This is a genomic window from Pseudomonas sp. AFG_SD02_1510_Pfu_092 (genome assembly GCF_003331055.1).
GTDB lineage: Bacteria > Pseudomonadota > Gammaproteobacteria > Pseudomonadales > Pseudomonadaceae > Aquipseudomonas.
In genome coordinates, this window is sequence record NZ_PUQD01000062.1 from 1 (window position 1) to 22,364 (window position 22,364).

Sequence of the window (22,364 nt, forward strand, 5' to 3'; positions counted from 1 at the left end):
CCAACCCGGCTATTAATTATCCCGCGGGCATGCGGGGCTGTTTATCGCACGCGGCCGTCTGGGGGCACGCCCGGTCCCACAGGTACGGCGCATCCCCTGTGGGAGCGGGCGTGCCCGCGAAGAGGCCCTTCAGGCTGCCGGCGCTGTGGCAACCATCGAAGGCCGCTTGACCACCTCGGCATACCACGCCGCCAACCCAGGCTGCTGCTCGCGCCAGCCAAACTCGGGCTGGCGCAAATCCAGATACCCCAGCGCACAGGCCACACCAATCGCCGCCAGGTCGAAGCCGGACACCAGCTCGGCCAGGCGCTCCTGTTCCAGGTTGGCCAGGCTACGGCGGATCTTGTCGCCCTGCGCCTGCAGCCAACCCTCCCAGCGCTTTTCCTCCGGGCGCAGGAAGCTCTCGTAGCGGCTCGACACCGCCGCATCCATGATCGCATCGGCCTGCGAAGCCAGGGTCATGCGCCGCCAGCGCGCCGAGCCTTCGCGCGGCAGCAGCGGCAGGCCGACGTGTTGCTGGTCGAGGTACTCGCAGATCACCCGGCTGTCGTGCAACACAGTGCCGTCCGCCAGGCGCAGGGCCGGGATCTTGCCGATCGGGTTGTCCTGGTTGAGCTGCGGGTCGCCGCTCACCGGGCTGATGGTCACCGGCTGCAGCTGCACGCGCTCCAGCTGGCCAGTCTCGTGCAGCACCACCATGACCTTGCGCACGAACGGCGACAAGGGCGAGTGGAACAGGGTCATCGTGCTCATGTGTCAGTTACCCTGCAGGCTGGGTGGCAGGCACACGCCGGTGCCGCCGATGCCGCAGTAGCCGTCCGGGTTCTTGGCCAGGTATTGCTGGTGGTAGGCCTCGGCGAAGTACACGGTCGGCGCCTGGTCGATTTCGGTGGTGATCTCACCGAAGCCGGCCTTGCTCAGTTCGGCCTGGAAGGCGTCACGGCTGGCCTTGGCCTGTTCCAGCTGCTCCGGGCTGGTGCAGTAGATGGCCGAGCGGTACTGGGTGCCGATGTCGTTGCCCTGGCGCATGCCCTGGGTCGGGTTGTGCAGTTCCCAGAACATCGCCAGCAGCTCGCGGTAGCTGACCTGGTTCTTGTCGAACACCACCAGCACCACTTCGGTGTGGCCGGTCAGGCCCGAGCAGACTTCTTCGTAGGTGGGGTGCGGGGTGAAACCGCCGGCGTAGCCGACCACGGTGCTGACCACGCCTTCACGCTGCCAGAAGCGGCGCTCGGCGCCCCAGAAGCAACCCAGGCCGAAGATGGCGAAGTCGATGTCGCCTTCGAAGAACGGGCCGAGCAGCGGCGTGTCCTTGAACACGTAATGGAACTCGGGCAGCTTCATTGGCGTTTCGCGGCCAGGCAGGGCCTGCTCCGCAGTAGGCATGACGTTTTTGTTCACCAGGATTTCCGAACGCAGGACCATGGCCGTTCCTCTGAATGTCAGTTGAATAGGTGCTGGGGCATTCGCGGGTAAACCCGCTCCCACAGGTACCCCACAGATTTCGAATATTGTGGTGTACCTGTGGGAGCGGGTTTACCCGCGAAGGGGCCCGTATGGGTTCTATAGTGCCCGAGGTTTACCCGGCTGTCAGGCCAGCGGCCCACGCGGATAGCGCTTCAGCCGTTCGGCCAGCTCGCGCCCCGGTATCGGCCGGTCGAACAGGTAGCCCTGGCCCACGTCGCAACGGTGCCGGCGCAGGAAGGCCAGTTGCTCGGGCGTCTCGATACCCTCGGCCACCACCTTCAGCTTGAGGTTGTGGGCCATGGCCACCACCGCCGAGGTGATTTCCATGTCGTCCTGGTTATCGGGGATTTCATTGATGAAGCTGCGGTCGATCTTGAGGATGTCGATCGGAAACTTCTTCAGGTAGCTCAGCGACGAATAACCAGTGCCGAAGTCATCCATGGCCAGGGTCAGGCCCAGGGCCTTCAGCTCATCCAGCTGGCGGTGGGTGTCTTCGCTGGCTTCCAGCAGCAGGCCTTCGGTCAACTCCAGTTCCAGCAGGTGCGGGGGCAGGGCTTCTTCCTTGAGGATGCTGCTGATCGATGCCACCAGGTCTGGGTCGGAGAACTGCTTGGGCGACAGGTTGATGGCCACATGCAGGTTGCCCATGCCGGCCGCGCGCAGCTGCTGGCTCATGCGGCAGGACTGGCGTACCACCCATTTGCCGATCGGAATGATCAGGCCGGTTTCTTCCGCCACGCTGATGAACTGGTCCGGGCGAATCATGCCGCGCTCGGGGTGGTTCCAGCGCAGCAGCGCCTCCAGCCCCAGCAGGCGGCCACTGCGCAGGCACAGCTTGGGCTGGTAGAACACCTCCAGCTCGTTCTGGGTCAGGGCGCGGCGCAGGTTGTTCTCGACGAACAGCTTGTAGCTGGCCTCGGCATTGAGCACTTCGGTGAACACCTGCACCTGGTGCTTGCCGTTGGCCTTGGCCTTGTGCAACGCCAGGCCGGCGTTTTTCATCAGGCTGGCCGGGTCGGCACCGTGCAGCGGCGCGCAGGCCAGGCCCACCGAGGCGGTCACGTTGATCAACTGGTTATCGACGAACATCGGCTTGTCGAGGGTGCGCAGCAATTGCTGGGCGACGCCCTGGCCATCTTCCAGGCTGGTGTCGTCGAGCAGCACGGCGAACTCGTTGCTGGCGAAGCGTGCCAGGATGCCGCCGGTGTGCAGGCTGTTGCGCAGGCGCCGGGCCAGGCTGATCAGCAGCTTGTCGCCGGTCTGGTGGCCGAGGCTGTCGTTGATGCGCTTGAAGTTGTCGATGTCCACCAGCAGCAGGCACATCGAGTTCTCGCCATCGCGGGCAAAGCGTTCGTCCAGGCTGCGGATGAACGCTGGGCGGTTGCCGAGGTTGGTCAGGTTGTCGGTGTAGGCCAGGCGTTCGATACGCTGCTGGGCCAGCTTGGTCTGGGTGACGTCTTCGTAGATGCCGATGTAATGGGTCAGTTCACGGTTGTCGCCATACACCTTGGAGATCGACAGCTGCCCCCAGTAGGGCTCGAGGTTCTTGCGCCGGCTCTTGAATTCGCCCTGCCAGCTGTTGCCCATGGCCAGGCTCGACGGCGAGTCGAACAGCAGTTCGCTGAGGTTTTCCAGCGCCGGCAGCTCGCCCAGGTGGCGGCCTTGTACTTCTTCGGTGCTGTACTGGGTGATGGCGGTGAAGCTGGGGTTGACGTACTCCACCACACCGTCGCGGTTGACCAGCAGAAAGGCGCTGGCGCTCTGTTCGACCGCACGCTGGAACAGGTGCAGGGCGCTGGCCGCGGTGCGCCGGTTGTGGTTGGTAATGACCTGGGCGAACTGGTCGGCCAGCTCGCCGGCAAAGGCGATTTCGTCGGACTGCCAGGCGCGTGCCTGGCCGGTCTGCTCCAGGCACAGCACGCCGACCACCTGGCCATCGACGCGGATACTGGCATCGAGCATGGCCTTGTTTTCCGGGTGCAGGCTTTGCGCCAGAGCCCGGGTGCGCGGGTCGTGACCGGCATTGTGGGCGTCGATGGCGCGGCTGGCATGCAGCGCGTCGAGGTAGTCGGGAAAGTGGCTGGCATCGATGGCTTCCGGCTGGCGGTGTTCCTGGGCGTCCCGATACCAGGCAGTGATCGGCTCCAGGCGCTGCCCGTCCAGGTGCCAGATGCTGGCGCTGTCGACCTTGTAGATCTCGCAGGCGCTCTGGGTGATCAGTTGGGCGGCTTCCACCAGCGAGTTGCCGCCGCTGTAGCGTTGGCGGGCCAGACGCAGGATCAGGTCTTGCTGGCCGCGTACCCGTTCCAGGTGATGGAGTTGTTCCTGCTGCGCACGCTGGTTCAGTTGCAGGGCCAGTTGCAGGCGATTGTTGCGTGATTCCAGGTCGCTGGCGCTGGTCTCGCCGCTGTCGTCGGCGTGGTCGTCGAGCACGCTCAGGAAACCGCGCAACAGCTGTCGGTTGTGCTGCTTGTAGGCTTCACCGGCTTCCAGCAGGCGCAGGGATGCGCTGGGCGTGTGCAAGGTGTAGCGCACGCGGTAATAGCCGCGCTGGGCCAGTTGCAGCTGAATGTCGTCGTGCAGCCGGTAGCGCGCCTCGGGTTCCATCAGGCTGGCGTAGGGCGCGTCTACCAGGGCACACAGTTCGCCCGCGTGCAGGCCGAACTGGCGCTCGCAGGCCGGGTCGAGGTAGAGCATGGTCCAGGTGGCTTCGTTGAGCCTTTCGAAACGCAGCATGCCGAGCCGCGAGGGCACGGGTAACTGCGTGACGACCTCGGCCGCCACACGGCTGGCGGCATCGGGTTGGCTTTTCATCGAAGACTCGCTTGAAGAAGGAACGCGGCCTTGGGGCGGCGGATCTGGCAAGGTTGCATCATGTCCTGGAGGCTGGCAAGCGGCCATGCGTGATGCTGTATACGGGTTATCGGCCGGTGGGCAAGATTCTGTAGTCGGGCCGGGAATATTGGGGCCGCCTTACGGCCCTTTCGCGACGCAAGGCCGCTCCCACAGGTGATCGCGGTACCTTGTGGGAGCAACTGTCTTGCTCAATTTTTGCAACATTGGCGCCAACTCTGTGGGAGCGGGCGCGCCCGCGAACACCGGCGCAGTCGGTGCCATCCACCGCGCCGCCTGCTTCGCGGGCATGCTGGTTTCCATAAGATTGGTGTGGCCTGTGGGCCTTGTGCAATCCTGTGGGGCCTTGTGTGGCGGGCTTTCTCAAGGCAAAAAAAAGCCCCGCCAATCGACGGGGTTGAGGTACGAGCGTGGCAGCTCGAAAAGGGGACTGCCCCTCGCAAGGAGGGGCAGTGTGCTGCCTTACAGCAGCATGGTGCGAATATCGCCCAGCACGTCGCCCAGGCGCTTGGTGAAGCGCGCGGCGGCAGCGCCGTTGATGACACGGTGGTCGTACGACAGCGACAGCGGCAGCATCAGCTTTGGTTGGAACGCCTTGCCGTCCCAGACCGGCTGCATGGTCGCCTTGGAGACGCCCAGGATAGCCACTTCCGGCGCGTTGACGATCGGCGTGAAGCCGGTGCCGCCAATGTGGCCGAGGCTGGAGATGGTGAAGCAGGCGCCTTGCATCTCGTCGGCCGAGAGCTTCTTGGTGCGGGCTTTTTCGGCCAGCGCAGCCGCTTCGGCAGCCAGTTGCAGCAGGCTCTTCTGGTCGACGTTCTTGATCACAGGGACCAGCAGGCCGTCCGGGGTGTCCACGGCAAAGCCGATGTGCACGTACTTCTTGCGAATGATGGCCTTGCCGCTTGGCGCCAGCGAGCTGTTGAAGTCCGGCAGTTCCTTGAGCAGGAAGGCGCAGGCCTTGAGCAGCAGTGGCAGCACGGTCAGCTTCACGCCAGCCTTCTCGGCCACGGCCTTCTGCGCAACGCGGAAGGCTTCCAGCTCGGTGATGTCGGCGGAGTCGAACTGGGTCACGTGCGGCACGTTCAACCAGCTGCGGTGCAGGTTGGCGGCACCGACCTGCATCAGGCGGGTCAGGGCCACTTCTTCCACTTCACCGAACTTGCTGAAGTCCACGGCAGGGATCGGCGGGATGCCGGCGCCGCCGGTTGCACCAGCAGCGGCTGGAGCTTCCTTGGCCTTCTGCATCATCGCCTTGACGTAGACCTGCACGTCTTCTTTCAGGATGCGACCGTGCGGGCCGGTGGCGGCAACTGCGCCCAGCTCGACACCGAATTCACGGGCCAGCTGGCGAACCGCCGGGCCTGCGTGAACCTTAGCGTTGCTGCCGGCAGCCGGTGCGCTGGCGACCGGAGCAGGGGCAGCAGCCGGGGCGGCAGCGGCAGGCGCGGCGGCCGGGGCAGCTTCAGCCTTGGCCGGGGCAGCTGCGGCGGCCGGAGCCGGTGCCGCAGCAGGCGCCGCGCCAGCAACCTTGAGCTTGAAGATCAGGTCGCCAGTGCCGACTTCGTCTTCCAGTTTGCACAGTACTTCTTCGACCACGCCGGCAGCCGGCGACGGGATTTCCATGGAAGCCTTGTCGGACTCCAGGGTAATCAGCGACTGGTCGGCTTCGACGGTGTCGCCGACCTTGACCAGCACTTCGATGATCTTGGCCTTGCCCGACGAGCCGATGTCCGGCACGTGGATGTCCTGCACACTGGCAGCAGCCGGGGCTGCGGCCGCAGCAGGGGCCGCAGCGGCTTCGGCGGCCGCAGCCGGCGCAGCAGCCTGGGCCGGGGCAGCGGCAGGCGCCTCAGGGGCCGCAGCAGCGGCGCCCTCGGCTTCCAGCACCAGCAGCTCGTCGCCTTCTTTCAGGCGGTCGCCCAGCTTGACCTTCAGTTCCTTGATGACGCCGGCTTTCGGCGCCGGGATCTCCATGGAGGCCTTGTCGGACTCCAGGGTCAGCAGGCTCTGGTCAGCCTCGATACGATCACCGACCTTGACGAACAGCTCGATGATTTCACCTTCACCGCTGCCGATGTCAGGTACGCGAATGAGTTCGCTCACTTAAAAATACTCCTCAGCAGTCCAGTGGGTTGCGCTTGTCCGGGTCGATACCGAACTTGACGATAGCGTCTGCAACAACCTTTGGTTCGATCTCGCCGCGGTCAGCCAGGGCTTCCAGGGCAGCCAGCACCACGAAGTGGCGGTCGACTTCGAAGAAGTGACGCAGCTTCTTGCGGCTGTCGCTGCGACCGTAACCGTCGGTACCCAGGACCTTGAACTCTTTGCTCGGTACCCACTGGCGAATCTGCTCGGCGAACAGCTTCATGTAGTCGGTGGAGGCGATGACCGGGCCTTTGCGACCGTTCAGGCACTGCTCGACGTAGGTCTGCTGTGGCTTCTGGCCAGGCTTCAGGCGGTTGGCGCGTTCCACGGCCAGGCCGTCGCGACGCAGTTCGTTGAAGCTGGTGACGCTCCACACGTCGGCACCGACGTTGAACTCTTCACGCAGGATCTTCGCCGCTTCGCGGACTTCGCGCAGGATGGTGCCGGAGCCCATCAGCTGTACGTGGTGCGCGGCTTCGCGGGTGTCTTCTTCCAGCAGGTACATGCCCTTGATGATGCCTTCCTCGACACCAGCCGGCATGGCTGGCTGCTGGTAGGATTCGTTCATCACGGTGATGTAGTAGAAGATGTCCTGTTGCTCTTCGGTCATCTTCTTCATGCCGTCCTGGATGATCACCGCCAGCTCGTAGCCGTAGGTTGGATCGTAGGTGCGGCAGTTCGGGATGGTGCCCGCCATCATGTGGCTGTGACCGTCTTCGTGCTGCAGGCCTTCACCGTTGAGGGTGGTACGGCCGGCGGTACCGCCGATCAGGAAGCCACGGGTGCGGCTGTCGCCAGCGGCCCAGGCCAGGTCGCCAATGCGCTGGAAGCCGAACATCGAGTAGAAGATGTAGAACGGCAGCATCGGCTGGTTGTGGCAGCTGTACGAGGTACCGGCAGCGATGAACGACGACATGGCGCCGGCTTCGTTGATGCCTTCCTCGAGGATCTGGCCCTTCTTGTCTTCGCGGTAGAACATCACCTGGTCTTTATCGACTGGCTCGTAGAGCTGGCCGACCGACGAGTAGATGCCCAGCTGGCGGAACATGCCTTCCATACCGAAGGTACGGGCTTCGTCCGGGATGATCGGGACGATGCGCTGGCCGATTTCCTTGTCCTTGACCAGCTGCGCCAGAATCCGCACGAAGGCCATGGTGGTGGAAATTTCGCGGTCGCCCGAGCCGTCCAGGATCGCTTTCAGCGTTTCCAGTGGCGGGGTCGGCACGCTGAAGCTCTTGGCACGGCGCTGAGGTACGAAACCGCCCAGGGCAGCACGACGCTCGGCCAGGTACTTGGCTTCGGCAGAACCTTCTTCCGGCTTGAAGAACGGCAGGTTCTCCAGGTCCGCATCCTTGACCGGGATGTCGAAGCGGTCACGGAAGTGACGCAGGCTGTCGACGTCGACCTTCTTGGTGTTGTGCGCGGTGTTCTTGGCTTCGCCGGCACCGGTACCGTAACCCTTGATGGTCTTGGCCAGGATGACGGTAGGCTGGTCCTTGTGGTTGACCGCCTGGTGGTACGCCGCGTAGACCTTGTACGGGTCATGGCCGCCACGGTTGAGCTTCCAGATCTCTTCGTCGGACAGGTCTTCGACCATGGCCTTGAGTTCTGGGGTGTTGAAGAAGTTCTCGCGAACGTACGCGCCGTCTTTGGCTTTGTAGTTCTGGTATTCGCCGTCGATGACTTCGTCCATGCGGCGCTGCAGGGCACCGTTGGTGTCCTTGGCGAACAGTGGGTCCCAGAAGCGGCCCCAGACGACCTTGTTGACGTTCCAGCCACCGCCACGGAACACGCCTTCGAGTTCCTGGATGATCTTGCCGTTGCCGCGAACCGGGCCGTCGAGGCGCTGCAGGTTGCAGTTGATGACGAAGATCAGGTTGTCCAGCTTCTCGCGGCCGGCCAGGGCGATTGCGCCCAGGGATTCCGGCTCGTCGCACTCGCCGTCGCCCATGAAGCACCAGACCTTCTGCTTGCCGGCCGGGATGAAGCCACGGGCTTCCAGGTACTTCATGAAGCGTGCCTGGTAGATGGCCTGGATCGGGCCCAGACCCATCGATACGGTCGGGAACTGCCAGAAGTCAGGCATCAGCCATGGGTGCGGGTACGAAGACAGGCCTTTGCCGTCCACTTCCTGACGGAAGTTGTTCATCTGCTCTTCGTTGATGCGCCCTTCCATGAAGGCACGGGCGTAGACGCCTGGCGAAGCGTGGCCCTGGAAGAAGATCAGGTCGCCGCCGTGTTCTTCGGTCGGGGCCTGGAAGAAGTAGTTGAAGCCGATGTCGTACAGGGTGGCGCTGGAGGCGAAGCTGGAGATGTGTCCGCCCAGGTCCGAGTCTTTCAGGTTGGTACGCATGACCATGGCCAGGGCGTTCCAACGCACCATCGAGCGAATGCGGCGTTCCATGAACAGGTCGCCAGGCATGCGTGCTTCGTGGGTGACAGGGATGGTGTTGCGGTATGGCGTGGTGATCGCATACGGCAGCTGGGAGCCACTGCGGGTGGCCAGCTCGCCCATACGGGTCATCAGGTAATGAGCGCGGTCTTCGCCTTCTTTGTCGAGGACCGACTCCAGGGCATCCAGCCATTCCTGGGTTTCGATTGGATCGAGGTCTTGCATGGCTTGCTCCAGGGCGGAAAGGCAACCAGAATCGATTGCCTGAAGTTGCGACTGGCCTTATGGGCAGACGTCGTGAATTCTTGGATTACCGGGGTGTCCTCCGGCGCCGTGTAGTTTTACTACATTTGCTTTCGCATTTCATGCTTTTACACGACACGAGTAGTAGTAAAACTACATTTGTGCGACGTTTCGTCGCATGCTGGCTTGTGAGGAAAAACGTTCATGTTGGTTGGCGTTGTGTCGCGAGCGGGTAATTCTTGATGTTTTCTACCAAATTTACGTTTCTTTCAGCTATTTCCAACTTTTGTACGACAGTCCAACCGTGGTCCGGCTTCCCCTTGGCCGCTTGTTCCCCTCTCTTTCACGCCGATCAAGGATAGACCATGCGCCTACCTTTGCCGTCCGATCTGCCCGCCACCTTGCAGCCGCTGATCATTCGCAACCTGCAATTCCTCAGCGACGCCGTGGCTGCCCACCCGGAACTCGACCTGCACACCTGGAGCCCGCTGCATCGGCAACAGTTCGACCAGGTGGCCGCGGCCAGCGACTTCGTTCTCGGCCTGGCCCGCCGCGAGCCGGCCATGCTGTTCGGCCTGCTGGCCAGCGGCGAGCTGGACCGGCGCTACGCTGCCGGTGAACTGCGCGCGCACATCGCCGCCACGGCCCAGGCGGCGCAGAGCGAAGACGAGCTGGCGCGCAACCTGCGCCGCGAACGCAACCGCCAGCAGTTGCGCATCATCTGGCGCGACATCACCCGCCAGGCCGAGCTGGGCGAAACCTGCCGCGACCTGTCCGACCTGGCCGATGCCGCCATCGACGAAGCCTACCAGTGGCTGTACCCGCGCCACTGCCAGCAGTTCGGTACGCCGATCGGCAACCGCAGCGGCCAGCCGCAGCACATGGTGGTGCTGGGCATGGGCAAGCTGGGCGCGGTGGAGCTGAACCTGTCGTCGGACATCGACCTGATCTTCGCCTTCCCCGAAGGCGGCGAAACCGAGGGGGTGAAGCGCTCGCTGGATAACCAGGAGTTCTTCACCCGCCTGGGCCAGCGGCTGATCAAGGCGCTGGACCCGGTCACCGTCGATGGCTTCGTGTTCCGTGTCGACATGCGCCTGCGCCCCTATGGTTCGGCGGGTGCGCTGGTGCTCAGCTTCAATGCCCTGGAGCAGTACTACCAGGACCAGGGCCGAGACTGGGAACGCTATGCAATGATCAAGGCGCGGGTGGTGGCCGGTGACCAGGCTGCCGGCGCGCAGCTGCAGGAAATGCTGCGACCATTCGTCTACCGCCGTTACCTGGACTTTTCCGCGATCGAAGCGCTGCGCACCATGAAGCAGCTGATCCAGCAGGAAGTGCGGCGCAAGGGCATGGCCGACAACATCAAGCTGGGTGCCGGCGGCATCCGCGAGGTGGAGTTCATCGCCCAGGCCTTCCAGCTGATCCACGGTGGCCGCGATCTCAGCCTGCAACAGCGGCCGCTGCTGAAAGTGCTGGCCACCCTCGAAGGCCAGGGCTACCTGCCGCCGGCAGTGGTTGCCGAGCTGCGCGAGGGTTATGAGTTCCTGCGTTATACCGAGCACGCGATTCAGGCGATTGCCGACCGGCAGACGCAGATGCTGCCCGAAAGCGAAGCCGACCAGGCACGGGTGGCGTACATGCTTGGTTTTGCCGACTGGCAGCGCTTCCAGGAACAGCTGACGTACTGGCGTGGCCGCATCGACTGGCACTTCCGCCAGGTGATCGCCGACCCGGATGATGAAGACGGTGAAGGCGAGCTGGTGGTGGGCGGTGAATGGTCGCCGCTGTGGGAACAGGCACAGGACGAAGAAGCGGCCTGCCGCCAGCTGCAAGAGGCTGGTTTCCAGCAGCCCGGCGAAGCCCTGCGGCGCCTGGCTGCGTTGCGCTCCAGCCCGCAACTGCGCTCGATGCAGCGCATTGGTCGCGAGCGCCTGGATGCTTTCATCCCGCGCTTGCTGGCCCAGGCGGTGGAGCATGACAACCCCGACCTGGTGCTCGAGCGCGTATTGCCGCTGGTCGAGGCGGTGGCGCGGCGTTCTGCCTACCTGGTGCTGCTGACCGAAAACCCGGGTGCCTTGCGCCGGCTGCTGACCTTGTGCGCGGGCAGCCCGTGGATTGCCGAGCAGATCGCCCGCTACCCGCTGCTGCTCGACGAGCTGCTCAACGAAGGCCGGCTGTTCAGCCCGCCACTGGCGCCGGAGCTGGCCAGCGAGCTGCGCGAGCGCCTGACGCGCATCCCCGAGGACGACCTGGAGCAGCAGATGGAGGCGCTGCGGCACTTCAAGCTGGCGCACAGCCTGCGGGTCGCGGCCTCGGAGATCAGCGGCAACCTGCCGTTGATGAAAGTCAGCGACTACCTGACCTGGCTGGCCGAAGCCATCCTCGACCAGGTGCTGGCCCTGGCCTGGCGCCAGACCGTGGCCCGCCATGGCCAGCCCCGGCGCAGCGACGGCAGCCTGTGTGACCCGGGCTTCATCATCATTGGTTACGGCAAGGTCGGCGGCCTGGAGCTGGGCCACGGCTCGGACCTGGACCTGGTGTTCATCCATGACGGCGACCCGCAGGCGGAAACCGACGGCGCCAAGCCGATCGATGGCGCGCAGTTCTTCACCCGCCTGGGCCAGCGCATCATCCACTTGCTGGCTACCCAGACCAACTCGGGCCAGCTGTATGACGTGGACATGCGCCTGCGCCCGTCCGGGGCCTCGGGCCTGCTGGTGAGTTCGCTGGGCGCGTTCGAGCGCTACCAGCAGAACGAAGCCTGGACCTGGGAGCATCAGGCCCTGGTGCGGGCCCGGGTGCTGGTGGGCTGCAAGCAGGTGGGCGCGGCGTTCGAAGGCGTGCGCGCGCAGGTGCTGGGCCAGCCCCGCGACCTGCAGAAACTGCGCAGCGAAGTGAGCGAAATGCGCGCCAAGATGCGCGACAACCTGGGCACCAAGGCCACGGCTGCAGGTACCGCAGCCAATGCTTTCGAGGCCGGGGTGCCGTTCGATATCAAGCAGGATGCCGGTGGTATCGTCGATATCGAATTTATGGTGCAATACGCCGCTTTGGCCTGGTCCCATGACCACCCGGCCATACTCCGATGGACCGATAACATCCGCATTCTGGAAGAGCTGGAGCAGGCAGGGTTGATGCCGGCCAGTGACGCGGTGCTGTTGCGTGAAGTGTACAAGGCGTTCCGCTCGGCCTCGCACCGCCAGGCCTTGCAGAAGCAGGCCGGGGTGATCGATGCGGCGCAGTTTGCCGATGAACGCCGTGAGGTGCGGCGGATCTGGGGTGAATTGGGCCTGACTTGAAGCCCTGCGCTGGCCCTGTGGGAGCGGGTTTACCCGCGAAGAAAGCGGCGCGATGCGTGGCACCGGCTTCGCCGGTGTTCGCGGGTAAACCCGCTCCCACAGGCCCGAGTGGTACACTCTCCGCCACATAGCCTGAATATAAAGAGGGGAGGCCAGGCTGTACCGCAGCCTGTAGCCTCCCCGAGCGTTTCTGGACTAAGCATGAGAATACTGATCATTGGCCCCAGCTGGGTCGGCGACATGGTAATGGCGCAGACCTTGTTCCAGTGCCTGAAACAGCAGCACCCCGACTGCGTGATCGATGTGCTGGCCCCCGAGTGGAGCCGGCCGATCCTCGAACGCATGCCCGAGGTACGCCAGGCGCTGAGCTTCCCGCTCGGTCACGGTGCGCTGGAGCTGGCCACGCGGCGGCGCATCGGCAAGTCCCTGGCCGGCCAGTACGACCAGGCCATCCTGCTGCCCAATTCGCTGAAATCGGCGCTGGTACCGTTCTTCGCCGGTATCACCAAGCGCACCGGCTGGCGCGGCGAAATGCGCTTCGGCCTGCTCAACGATGTGCGCAAGCTGGACAAGGCCCGCTACCCACTGATGATCGAGCGCTTCATGGCTCTGGCCTACGCGCCGGGCAGCGAGCTGCCGCATCCGTACCCGCGCCCCAGCCTGCAGATCGAAGCGCAAAGCCGCGACGCCGCCCTGGCCAAGTTCGGCCTGGAGCTGGACCGCCCGGTGCTGGCGCTGTGCCCCGGTGCCGAATTCGGCGAGGCCAAGCGCTGGCCGGCCGAGCACTACGCCAGCGTCGCCGACGCGATGATCCGCCAGGGCTGGCAGGTGTGGCTGTTCGGCTCGAAGAACGACCACCCGGTCGGCGAGCAGATCCGCGAGCGGCTGATCCCCGGCCTGCGTGAAGAATCGTCCAACCTGGCCGGCGAAACCTCGCTGGCCGAGGCCATCGACCTGATGTCCTGCGCCCAGGCGGTGGTGTCCAACGACTCTGGCCTGATGCACGTGGCCGCCGCGCTGAACCGCCCGCTGGTGGCGGTGTACGGCTCTACCTCGCCGGGTTTCACCCCGCCGCTGGCCGAGCAGGTGGAAGTGGTGCGCACCGGTATCGAGTGCAGCCCGTGCTTCGACCGCACCTGCCGCTTCGGCCACTACAACTGCCTGCGCCTGCTGGAACCGGGCAAGGTCATCGCCGCCCTGCACAGCCTGAGCGGGCCGGACCTGATCGATGCCGTGGCCGAGGTCGACTAAGTGCGGGTACTGATCATCAAGACTTCGTCGCTGGGTGATGTGATCCACACCTTGCCGGCGCTTACCGATGCCGCCCACGCCATCCCGGGTATCCGTTTCGACTGGGTGGTGGAAGAAGGCTTTGCCGAAATCCCCAGCTGGCACCCGGCGGTCGACCAGGTGATCCCGGTGGCCATCCGCCGCTGGCGCAAGAACCTCTGGCAAACCCTCAAGAGCGGCGAGTGGAAGGCCTTCAAGCAGCGTTTGCGGCAGAACCAGTACGACTTGGTGATCGACGCCCAGGGCCTGGTCAAGTCGGCCTGGCTGACCCGCTACGTGAAAGCGCCGGTGGCCGGCCTGGACCGCTATTCGGCCCGCGAAGGCTGGGCCAGCCGCTTCTATGACCGACGCCTGTCGGTCGCCACCGGCCAGCACGCGGTGGAGCGGGTGCGCCAACTGTTCGCCATGGCCCTGGCCTACGACCTGCCGGAAGGCATCGGCAACTACGGTCTCGACCTGGAGCGCCTGCAACTGCCGCCGGCCGCGCCATACGTGGTGTTCCTGCATGGCACCACCTGGGCGACCAAGCACTGGCCGGAAGCCTACTGGCGCGAACTGGCCGAGCGCATGGGCCGGCGCAAGCTGGAAGTGCGTCTGCCGTGGGGCAACCCGGCGGAAAAGGCGCGGGCAGAGCGCATCGCCCAGGGCTTGAACAATTGCCAGGTGCTCCCCAAATTGAACCTTGCCGGCGTCGCTCGCGTGTTGGCGGCGGCAAAAGCCTGCGTAGCGGTCGATACCGGCCTCGGCCACCTGGCGGCGGCACTCGATGTGCCCACCATTTCGCTGTTCGGCCCGACCAACCCGGGCCTGACCGGCGCCTACGGACGGACCCAGATTCACCAGGCCAGTGACTGGCCCTGCGCGCCCTGCCTGCAGAAGAAATGCACCTACAAACCGAGCGCCGATGACCTGCGCCGGTTCGATCTGAAACGCGAGTGGCCGCTGTGCTTCACTCGCCTGAATCCCGAGCATGTGGCGAGCCGCTTGAGCGCGTTGCTGCTGGCTGAGGATGTCCGTTGATGCAACTGGCTTTCGTGCTTTACAAATATTTCCCCTTCGGCGGGCTGCAGCGCGATTTCATGCGCATTGCCCTGGAATGCCAGAAGCGGGGCCATCAGATCCGCGTGTACACGCTGATCTGGGAGGGCGACATTCCGCCGGGCTTCGAAGTGCTGGTGGCACCGGTGAAAGCGATTTTCAACCACCGCCGCAACGAGAAGCTCAGCGCCTGGATGGCTGCCGACCTGGCCAGGCGCCCGGTCGATCGCCTGATCGGTTTCAACAAGATGCCGGGGCTCGACGTGTACTACGCCGCCGACGGCTGCTTCGAAGACAAGGCCCAGACCCTGCGTGGCGGCCTGTACCGCCGCTGGGGCCGTTACCGGCACTTCGCCGAGTACGAACGTGCCGTGTTCGCCAAGGATGCGCACACCGAAGTGCTGATGATTTCCGAAGTGCAGCAGCCGCTGTTCATCAAGCACTACGGCACCCCGGTGGAACGCTTCCACCTGCTGCCGCCGGGTATTTCCCAGGACCGCCGCGCGCCGGCCAACGCCGCCGAGATCCGCGCCGAGTTCCGCAAGGAATTCAACCTGGGCGCTGACGACCTGTTGCTGGTACAGATTGGTTCGGGCTTCAAGACCAAGGGTGTGGACCGCAGCCTCAAGGCTCTGGCCGCGCTGCCTTCGGCGCTGCGCAAGCGCACCCGGTTGATGGTGATCGGCCAGGACGACCCCAAGGTGTTCCAGCTGCAAAGCGCTACCTTGGGCCTGGGCGAGCAGGTGCAGTTCCTCAAGGGCCGCAGCGACATTCCGCGCTTCCTGCTGGGTGCCGACCTGCTGATTCATCCAGCGTACAACGAGAACACCGGCACGGTGCTGCTCGAAGCGCTGGTGGCCGGCCTGCCGGTGCTGGTGTCCAAGGTGTGTGGCTACGCCCACTACATTGCCGAGGCCGATTGCGGCCTGGTGCTGGACGAGCCGTTCGAGCAGGAACAGCTCAGCCGCTACCTGCAACGCATGCTCGAAGACCCGCAGGCCCGTGCCAGCTGGTCGCGCAACGGCCTGGCGTTTGCCGAGACCGCCGACCTGTACAGCATGCCGCAGCACGCTGCCGATGTGATCCTGGGGCAGGAGTGCGCATGAAGCTGATACTGGCCGAACCGTTCAAGCGCCTGTGGGCCGGGCGTGATGCCTTCGACGCCGTGGAAGCGCTGCAAGGCGAGGTGTACCGCGAGCTGGAGGGGCGCCGCACGCTGCGCACCGAGGTCGCGGGCGAGGGCTTCTTCGTCAAGATCCACCGTGGCATCGGCTGGGGCGAGATCTTCAAGAACCTGTTTACCGCCAAGCTGCCGGTGCTTGGTGCCGGCCAGGAATGGCAGGCCATCCAGCGCCTGCATGAAGCGAATGTGCCGACCATGACTGCGGTGGCCTACGGCGAGCGTGGCAGCAACCCGGCGGCGCAGCATTCGTTCATCATCACCGAAGAGCTGGCGCCGACCATCAGCCTGGAAGACTTCAGCATCGACTGGGTCAGGCAGCCGCCCGAACCGCGCCTGAAGCGCGCGCTTATCGCCGAAGTGGCGAAGATGACCGGCGGCATGCACCGCGCCGGGGTCAACCACCGCGACTGCTACATCTGTCACTTCCTGCTGCACACCGACCGGCCGGTGACGGCAGACGACTTCAGGCTGTCGGTAATCGACCTGCACCGTGCGCAAACCCGGGCGAAAATCAGCCGCCGCTGGCGTGACAAGGACCTGGCCGCGCTGTACTTCTCGGCTCTGGACATCGGCCTGACCCAACGCGACAAGCTGCGTTTCCTGCGCGGTTACTTCCAGCGCCCGCTGCGGCAGATTCTCCAGGATGAAGCCGCACTGCTCGCCTGGCTGGAGCGCAAGGCGCAGAAACTCTACGACCGCAAGCAACGTTACGGGGATGCACTCTGATGGCGGCCTGGACCCTGGCGCCGGGCTACGAGCACCTGGCGGCGGATTTCGGCAGCCTGGAGGCGGTGTTTGCCCTGCAAGGCGAGCGCCTGACCCGCGACCCGCTCAGCGAAGTGGTGCGTATCACGCGGGACGGGGTGAACTACTACGTCAAGCGCTACACCGGGGCCGGCAAGCACATGCGCCGCTACCTGGGCCGGCCGCGGATCAAGGCCGAGTGGCAGAACCTCAAGCAGTTCGCCAAGTGGGGCATCCCCACCGCCGAAGTGGTGGCCTGGGGCCTGGAGCGCAATGGCCTGGCCTTCGGCCGTGGCGCGATGATTACCCGTGAGTTGCCGAACACCGAAGACCTGTCGGCGCTGGCCGAGCGCAACGATGCGCGGCTGGCCGATCGCGCCTGGGTCGGGCATGTCAGCAGCCAGCTGGCGCGCCACACCCGGGTCATGCACCAGCACCGCTTTGCCCATAATGATTTGAAATGGCGCAACCTGCTGGTCGACGACCAGGTCACGCTGTTCTTTATCGACTGCCCCACTGGCGACTTCTGGCGCGGCTTCATGTGGCGGCACCGGATGATCAAGGACCTGGCGTGCCTGGACAAGGTGGCCAAATACCACCTGTCGGCGACCCAGCGCCTGCGCTTCTACCTGCAATACCGTGGCCGCGACCGGCTGAATGTGCGCGACAAGAAGCGCATTCGCCAGGTGCTGGGCTTTTTCGAGGGAAGGGAATGACCGACTACCTGGCCAGCGCCGACCTCGCGCTGCTCAAACGCCATGGCCTGGACGACTTCGAGGCGCTGTGGGCGCTGCAACTGGATGCCGTGGATGAGCCGAACACCGGCCGTGGCGGCTGGAGCAGCGTGTTCCGCCTGGAACTCGAAGGCAAGGGCTACTACCTCAAGCGCCAGAGCGACTACCTGACCCGTACCCTGCACCGGCCGTTCGGCGAACCGACCTTCGCCCGCGAATTCCGCAACATCAGCCGTTACCAGAAGCTGCACATTCCGGCCATGCAGGCGGTGTTCTACGGTGAGCGCAAGCAAGGCGGCCAGCATCGCGCGATTCTGATGACCCGCGCCCTGGACGACTGGGCCGACCTCGACAGCCTGCTGGCGCGGTGGCCACAACTGGGCGATGCTGCACGCAATAACATATTGCAGGCCTGCGGCCAGCTGGCGCGTACCCTGCACAGTGCCGGCCAGGTGCATGGCTGCTTCTACCCCAAGCACATCTTTTTGCGCCAGCGTCGCGATGGCTGGGACGCGCAACTGATCGACCTGGAAAAGACCCGACCCTTGCTGTTCGGCATGCGTGACCGCCTCAAGGACCTGGAACCGCTGCTGCGCCGCGCCCCGGTCTGGGGCGAGCAGGATGTGCGTACATTGCTGGCCAGCTACCTGGCGCAGCCGGCCGATGGCACGCTGGTCGATACCTGGCTGCAACGCCTGACGCAACGCCGTCGTGAAAAAGAGGCCCGCTGATGCGTTTGTCTGAATTGAAAGAGGCCGGGCGCAGCCCTTCGTTGCCCCTGAGCATTACCCTGGCCGATGCCGCCGGCGCGGCTGACCTGCAACTGCTCAGCCTGCTGCGCGTGCTGCCAGGCCAGCGCTATGTGGGCGCTGGCGTGTGGCGCGGCACCCCGGTGCTGGCCAAGCTGCTGGTCGGTGGCAACGCCGCGCGGCATTTCCAGCGCGAGTTGCACGGCGTGAAGCTGCTGGCCGAGCAGGGCCTGACCACGCCCAAGCTGCTGGCCGATGGCCTCAAGGAAGGCGAGGGCGGCTGGCTGCTGTTCGAATTCCTCGACGGCGCCGAAAGCCTGGCCGATGCCTGGGCGGCAGTGGAAAACCTGCCGGTGCTGGCCGACGAGCAGCACCTGGTGCTGGGCGAGGCGCTTACCGCTGTCGCGCACATGCACGCCCAAGGCCTGTGGCAGGAAGACCTGCACCTGGACAACCTGCTGCGCCACGGCGGCAAGCTGTACCTGATCGACGGTGCCGGGATCAAGGCCGAAACCCCGGGCCAGCAGTTGTCGCGCCCGCGTGTGCTGGAAAACCTCGGGGTATTCTTCGCCCAGTTGCCCAAGCGCCTGGAACCGTTCATCGAAGAATTGCTGGTGCACTACCTGCTGGCCAATGCCGAGCATGCGCTACCGCTGGAAGCGTTGCAGAAGCAGGTGGACAAGGTGCGTAGCTGGCGCCAGAAGGACTACCTGGAAAAGGCCGGCCGCGAATGCAGCCTGTTCAGTGTCGAGCGCAGCCTGTCCGGCTTGCGGGCAATCCGCCGCAACGAGGTCGCAGCGCTGCTGCCGGTGCTGGAGCAGGCCGACGCGCTGATCGACCAGGGCCACCTGTACAAGACCGGGGGTGCGGCCAGCGTGGCACGCATCGAGGTTGGCGGCCGCACGCTGGTGCTCAAGCGCTACAACATCAAGAACACCGCGCACTGGTTCAAGCGCTTCTGGCGCCCGAGCCGGGCCTGGCATTCGTGGATCGAAGGGCATCGCCTGGCGTTTCTCGACATTGCCACGCCGCGTCCACTCGCGGTGCTGGAGCAGCGGGTGATGGGCCTGCGCAGCCGTGCCTACCTGGTCACCGAGTATATCGATGGTCCGGACCTGACCGAGTGCTTTGCCCCGTACGTGGACAATGGCGATGCCCCCGAGGAGCAGGTGGATGCGCTGGTGCAGGTGATGCAGCAGCTGATTCGCGAGCGCATCAGCCACGGCGACTTCAAGGGCCACAACCTGTTCTGGGACAACGGCCAATGGTCGCTGATCGACCTTGACGCCATGTGCCAGCATGCCACCCAGCTTAGTTTCGCCCCGGCCTACGCCCGTGATCGGGCGCGCCTGTTGCGCAACTGGCCGAGTGACAGTGCCTTGCATCAGCGGCTGGACCGGCTGCTGCCACGGCTTTCCGAGTAACCTGCGGGCAGCGCCAGCCAGTCGCTGCTGCGGCCCGGCTGGCGTACGCGAATGCGCCACTGGTTGTCCTGACGGCGCAGCACTGCCCAGGCGTGTACCGCGCCCAGGGCGTGTTCGGCCATGATCAGGTGGTAATGGCCCGGCAGCAGGTGCCGACGCACCGGTAGCTGTTCGCCCGCCAGCAGCAGATAGAGCTGGCCGTCGGCATCGTGAATACCTTGCTCCGCTGCCACTGGTACCCCGTCAAGTGCCGGTTGCAGGCGGCAATCCGCAAACAGCTGGGGCAAGTCAGGCAGGCCGTCGTGCCAGAGCACCGGTGAGTCGACCACCCAGGTGCCATCGCGCAGGCGTTTGAGCGGCAGCTGCACGTAGGCATCTGGTTGTCTTGGGTCCAGCGCTCGCCAGCGCAGGCCATCGAAGTTGACGGTGTATACCCGCCCGTCGCGGTCTTTGATGAAGTAGCGGTCCGGGCCGGTTGTGGCGCCGACCTGTTCGTAGACCTCCTCGCCATGAACGCCATCGATACGGTAACGCAGTTTGCTGGTGTCGATGGCCACTGCCTGGGTTTGCGGCAACGGCCGCGGCGGCTGCGGTGGCAGGCCGCGCAAGGCCCTGCGCATCAGCGTCGAGCCGGCGAAGCTGTTGAGCCCGTCGGTGGTGTGGCTGAGCGCGGCGATGGCATGGTGCAAGGCTGCTTCGAGGTCATTGCTTTGCATCGCTTCCAGGCCGTCCCAGATGGAAATGGCCATCCGCCCGAACGCCAGCGCCGACATGGCGGGCGCAGGCAGCACCAGGCTGACCAGGTCGAGGATCAGGCGCAAGGTGGTCAGGCCGAATTCGCCCAGCACTTCCTGGTTGCTGCGGCTGTTGGCATCGGCCTCGGCCATCAGCGCCTGCACTTCTGCCCGGTAACAGGCTGCGTAAAGATCGCCGTTGATGAACGGCCTTTGCACATATGGCCCCAGGCGACCTTTGCTCAGCAGTTTTTCGAGGCGTTCGGCATTGGCGTGAGGCGCACGCTGAATCAGGTATTGGCGCAATGCCGGCGTGCTGCGCAAGGCCCGCAGCAGCTCGCGGGTATTGCGGAAACCGCGCCAGGCGCGGCGATCAGGGGCGTCGGGGGTGTACAGCACCAGCGCATTGACGCTGGCGGCTTCGGCGTTGAGCAACAGCACGCCTTGCAGGGTATTGCCGTCGATGAGCAGTTGGCGGACCACGATGCGGTGCCCTTCGATGGTAGGGCGCCAATTGCTGTCCGGGTAATCGGTGACGGCCTTGACCCAGCGATAGCCCAGTTCCCCAGGGTCGTTCAGAAAGTGCCCGGCGTAACGCGCCTTGGCCGCCTCGGCGCGCATGCGGGCGCGGTTGATGTTGCCATGTGCCTCCATGCGCCAGCGCCCGGCGGCGGAGTCGATCAGGTGCTGCTGCAGGTAGCGGATATAGCTGCCCCCGGCGTCGAGTGATCGCACCAGTTGTTTGACCTGTTGGGGTGTCAGGTTGGGCAGGGCGTTGCCGTCCTCGTCCTGCACCCGGGCGGTCAGCCAGTAGTCCACGTCGAACCAGGCGATATTGAGCAGGGCCAGTTCGTCGAGGCGGTAGCTGACCGCTACCATTTCGACGGTATCGCCAACCTGCGGGCGGCTGGCCGCCGCGATATAGCTCGAAGGCGACAGCGGGTTCACCAGCGGGCCTCGCCGCCGGGCCAGGGTGACATGGATGCGGATGGTTTCGGCAGGCCTCTGGATGCCGAATTCCCGCCGCAGTGTTTCGCCCAGGCGGGTACGCACCCAAGCCAAAAGGTGGTTGCGGTCGTTGAACTGCTGCAGGGTAAGGATGCCGGGTGCCGAGGCCTGGGTAACGGCACCTGCAAGCTCCTGCAGGGTTTGCATGATGTGCGCAAGGCCGTGCACGGGGGCCTTGCGTAGCCAGCCTGGCAGGTGCTTTTCCAGCAGCAGTGCGTAGCGGGTGGCCAACGCGCGCTGGCTGCCCATCAGGCCAAGCAGTTGCTGTTGCGCGGTCAGTATCTGCTTGAAGGCGTCGGTATCGGGCGCCTGGCCCTGCTGCCAGGCGGTGTGCCAGGCGAGCGTCAGGCGCTCGTGCTGGGCATTGACCAGGTCGCTCGCCTGCTGGCCGAGCATATCCTCGACAAACCATTCATAGCGCAAACGGTCGGCACGCTGGATCAACTGGCGGTCCTCAGCGCGCGGCAGCAGCTGCAGCAATGGCTCGCTTTGCAACGGATCATCCAGCCGCTCGCAGAGTTCGACGTGCAATTCAGCCAGGTTGCTGAACGCTTCGATGCCGTGCGAGACGCTGCACAGCAGGGCTTTGCCGCTGCTGACACCGGGTAGGGCATCCGTGCCGGGCGGGCCATCGGCAACCAGCACCAGTGCGCCGGGCAGCGCCAGGCGGCGGTGCGGGCTGAGGCTGCTGAACACCGGGCGATAGAGCTGGGTCCGGTGCTCGGCAGGCAGGTGCTGCCGCTGCCAGGGCAGTGGCAACTCCAGGCAGGTGCGCAGCAGCACGATGTGGTCGTCGCCGAGGGTCCGGTCGGCAAGGCGTAGCTCCAGTTCTGCCAGCAATTGCTCGCGGCGCAGCTGCTGCAGGCGCTGCAGCCGGCTTTGGCGATTCTCGCCAGGCTGGCGCCAGAACAGCGCCAGGTCACTGAAAAAACGTTGGCGCCGCGCCGCTGGCGCGAGCCCGGTATCCAGCTCGGGTTGGCCCTGTTGCAGGTCTGCGATGCGGGTGTCCAGGGCTTCAAGACGTTGCAGGGGGGTCATGCTGTGGCTCCTTGGCAAAA

General features: G+C 65.0%; 14 protein-coding genes. 8 read left to right on the top strand and 6 right to left on the bottom strand.

Annotation, left to right across the window (positions count from 1 at the left end; translation table 11 throughout):
* Nucleotides 1-129: 129 nt before the first annotated feature.
* The 5 genes from C6A77_RS21215 to aceE form a co-directional block, all read right to left on the bottom strand.
* Complete coding sequence (locus tag C6A77_RS21215) at nt 130-753, bottom strand: glutathione S-transferase (protein WP_114171231.1); 624 nt, start codon at nt 751-753, stop codon at nt 130-132.
* Between the two features lie 3 nt (nt 754-756).
* Entirely contained in the window at nt 757-1,425 is a 669-nt protein-coding gene (msrA, locus tag C6A77_RS21220) for a peptide-methionine (S)-S-oxide reductase MsrA (RefSeq protein ID WP_114171232.1), read from the bottom strand.
* A gap of 165 nt (nt 1,426-1,590) precedes the next feature.
* Nucleotides 1,591-4,281: an EAL domain-containing protein gene (locus C6A77_RS21225; RefSeq protein WP_114171233.1), complete on the bottom strand. Its 2,691-nt coding sequence runs from the start codon at nt 4,279-4,281 to the stop codon at nt 1,591-1,593.
* 501 nt (nt 4,282-4,782) lie between these two features.
* A complete protein-coding gene (aceF, locus tag C6A77_RS21240) occupies nt 4,783-6,426 on the bottom strand; it encodes a dihydrolipoyllysine-residue acetyltransferase (RefSeq protein ID WP_114171236.1) in 1,644 nt (547 codons plus the stop codon).
* Nucleotides 6,427-6,439: 13 nt separating this feature from the next.
* Complete coding sequence (gene aceE, locus C6A77_RS21245; protein ID WP_114171237.1) at nt 6,440-9,085, bottom strand: pyruvate dehydrogenase (acetyl-transferring), homodimeric type; 2,646 nt, start codon at nt 9,083-9,085, stop codon at nt 6,440-6,442.
* Nucleotides 9,086-9,468: 383 nt separating this feature from the next.
* Between aceE and glnE the strand changes: the two genes are divergently transcribed.
* The 8 genes from glnE (at nt 9,469) to C6A77_RS21290 (ending at nt 19,564) form a co-directional block, all read left to right on the top strand.
* The gene (gene glnE / locus C6A77_RS21250; RefSeq protein WP_114171238.1) at nt 9,469-12,402 is read left to right on the top strand and encodes a bifunctional [glutamate--ammonia ligase]-adenylyl-L-tyrosine phosphorylase/[glutamate--ammonia-ligase] adenylyltransferase; all 2,934 of its coding nucleotides are present in this window, start codon (nt 9,469-9,471) and stop codon (nt 12,400-12,402) included.
* Nucleotides 12,403-12,603: 201 nt separating this feature from the next.
* Nucleotides 12,604-13,653 carry a lipopolysaccharide heptosyltransferase II gene (gene waaF / locus C6A77_RS21260; protein WP_114171239.1) on the top strand — a complete coding sequence of 350 codons (1,050 nt, stop codon included), beginning with the start codon at nt 12,604-12,606 and terminating at the stop codon, nt 13,651-13,653.
* Complete coding sequence (gene waaC / locus C6A77_RS21265) at nt 13,654-14,712, top strand: lipopolysaccharide heptosyltransferase I (RefSeq protein WP_114171240.1); 1,059 nt, start codon at nt 13,654-13,656, stop codon at nt 14,710-14,712.
* On the top strand, nt 14,712-15,836 hold the full coding sequence (locus C6A77_RS21270) for a glycosyltransferase family 4 protein (RefSeq protein WP_114171241.1): 1,125 nt from the start codon (nt 14,712-14,714) through the stop codon (nt 15,834-15,836). Before waaC ends, C6A77_RS21270 begins: the two co-directional genes overlap by 1 nt.
* Nucleotides 15,833-16,639, top strand: coding sequence for a lipopolysaccharide core heptose(I) kinase RfaP (gene rfaP / locus C6A77_RS21275; protein ID WP_114171242.1), 807 nt, complete (start codon nt 15,833-15,835; stop codon nt 16,637-16,639). Before C6A77_RS21270 ends, rfaP begins: the two co-directional genes overlap by 4 nt.
* On the top strand, nt 16,639-17,373 hold the full coding sequence (locus C6A77_RS21280) for a lipopolysaccharide kinase InaA family protein (protein WP_114171243.1): 735 nt from the start codon (nt 16,639-16,641) through the stop codon (nt 17,371-17,373). The genes rfaP and C6A77_RS21280 overlap by 1 nt, the downstream gene beginning before the upstream one ends.
* Nucleotides 17,370-18,122, top strand: coding sequence for a lipopolysaccharide kinase InaA family protein (locus C6A77_RS21285; protein WP_114171244.1), 753 nt, complete (start codon nt 17,370-17,372; stop codon nt 18,120-18,122). Before C6A77_RS21280 ends, C6A77_RS21285 begins: the two co-directional genes overlap by 4 nt.
* On the top strand, nt 18,122-19,564 hold the full coding sequence (locus tag C6A77_RS21290) for a lipopolysaccharide kinase InaA family protein (RefSeq protein ID WP_114171245.1): 1,443 nt from the start codon (nt 18,122-18,124) through the stop codon (nt 19,562-19,564). The genes C6A77_RS21285 and C6A77_RS21290 overlap by 1 nt, the downstream gene beginning before the upstream one ends.
* Here C6A77_RS21290 and C6A77_RS21295 read toward each other — a convergent pair.
* Nucleotides 19,525-22,344, bottom strand: a complete 2,820-nt coding sequence (locus tag C6A77_RS21295; RefSeq protein ID WP_114171246.1) for a DUF6543 domain-containing protein — start codon at nt 22,342-22,344, stop codon at nt 19,525-19,527. The genes C6A77_RS21290 and C6A77_RS21295 overlap by 40 nt on opposite strands.
* Nucleotides 22,345-22,364 lie beyond the last annotated feature (20 nt).

Excerpts from the sequence above, each read along its gene's own strand:
- glnE (WP_114171238.1), top strand. The coding sequence starts at position 9,469 with ATGCGCCTACCTTTGCCGTCCGATCTGCCCGCCACCTTGCAGCCGCTG.
- waaF (WP_114171239.1), top strand. The coding sequence starts at position 12,604 with ATGAGAATACTGATCATTGGCCCCAGCTGGGTCGGCGACATGGTAATG.
- C6A77_RS21295 (WP_114171246.1), bottom strand. The coding sequence starts at position 22,344 with ATGACCCCCCTGCAACGTCTTGAAGCCCTGGACACCCGCATCGCAGAC.
- C6A77_RS21290 (WP_114171245.1), top strand. The coding sequence starts at position 18,122 with ATGCGTTTGTCTGAATTGAAAGAGGCCGGGCGCAGCCCTTCGTTGCCC.
- C6A77_RS21215 (WP_114171231.1), bottom strand. The coding sequence starts at position 753 with ATGAGCACGATGACCCTGTTCCACTCGCCCTTGTCGCCGTTCGTGCGC.
- aceE (WP_114171237.1), bottom strand. The coding sequence starts at position 9,085 with ATGCAAGACCTCGATCCAATCGAAACCCAGGAATGGCTGGATGCCCTG.
- rfaP (WP_114171242.1), top strand. The coding sequence starts at position 15,833 with ATGAAGCTGATACTGGCCGAACCGTTCAAGCGCCTGTGGGCCGGGCGT.
- C6A77_RS21280 (WP_114171243.1), top strand. The coding sequence starts at position 16,639 with ATGGCGGCCTGGACCCTGGCGCCGGGCTACGAGCACCTGGCGGCGGAT.
- C6A77_RS21285 (WP_114171244.1), top strand. The coding sequence starts at position 17,370 with ATGACCGACTACCTGGCCAGCGCCGACCTCGCGCTGCTCAAACGCCAT.
- C6A77_RS21225 (WP_114171233.1), bottom strand. The coding sequence starts at position 4,281 with ATGAAAAGCCAACCCGATGCCGCCAGCCGTGTGGCGGCCGAGGTCGTC.
- msrA (WP_114171232.1), bottom strand. The coding sequence starts at position 1,425 with ATGGTCCTGCGTTCGGAAATCCTGGTGAACAAAAACGTCATGCCTACT.
- C6A77_RS21270 (WP_114171241.1), top strand. The coding sequence starts at position 14,712 with ATGCAACTGGCTTTCGTGCTTTACAAATATTTCCCCTTCGGCGGGCTG.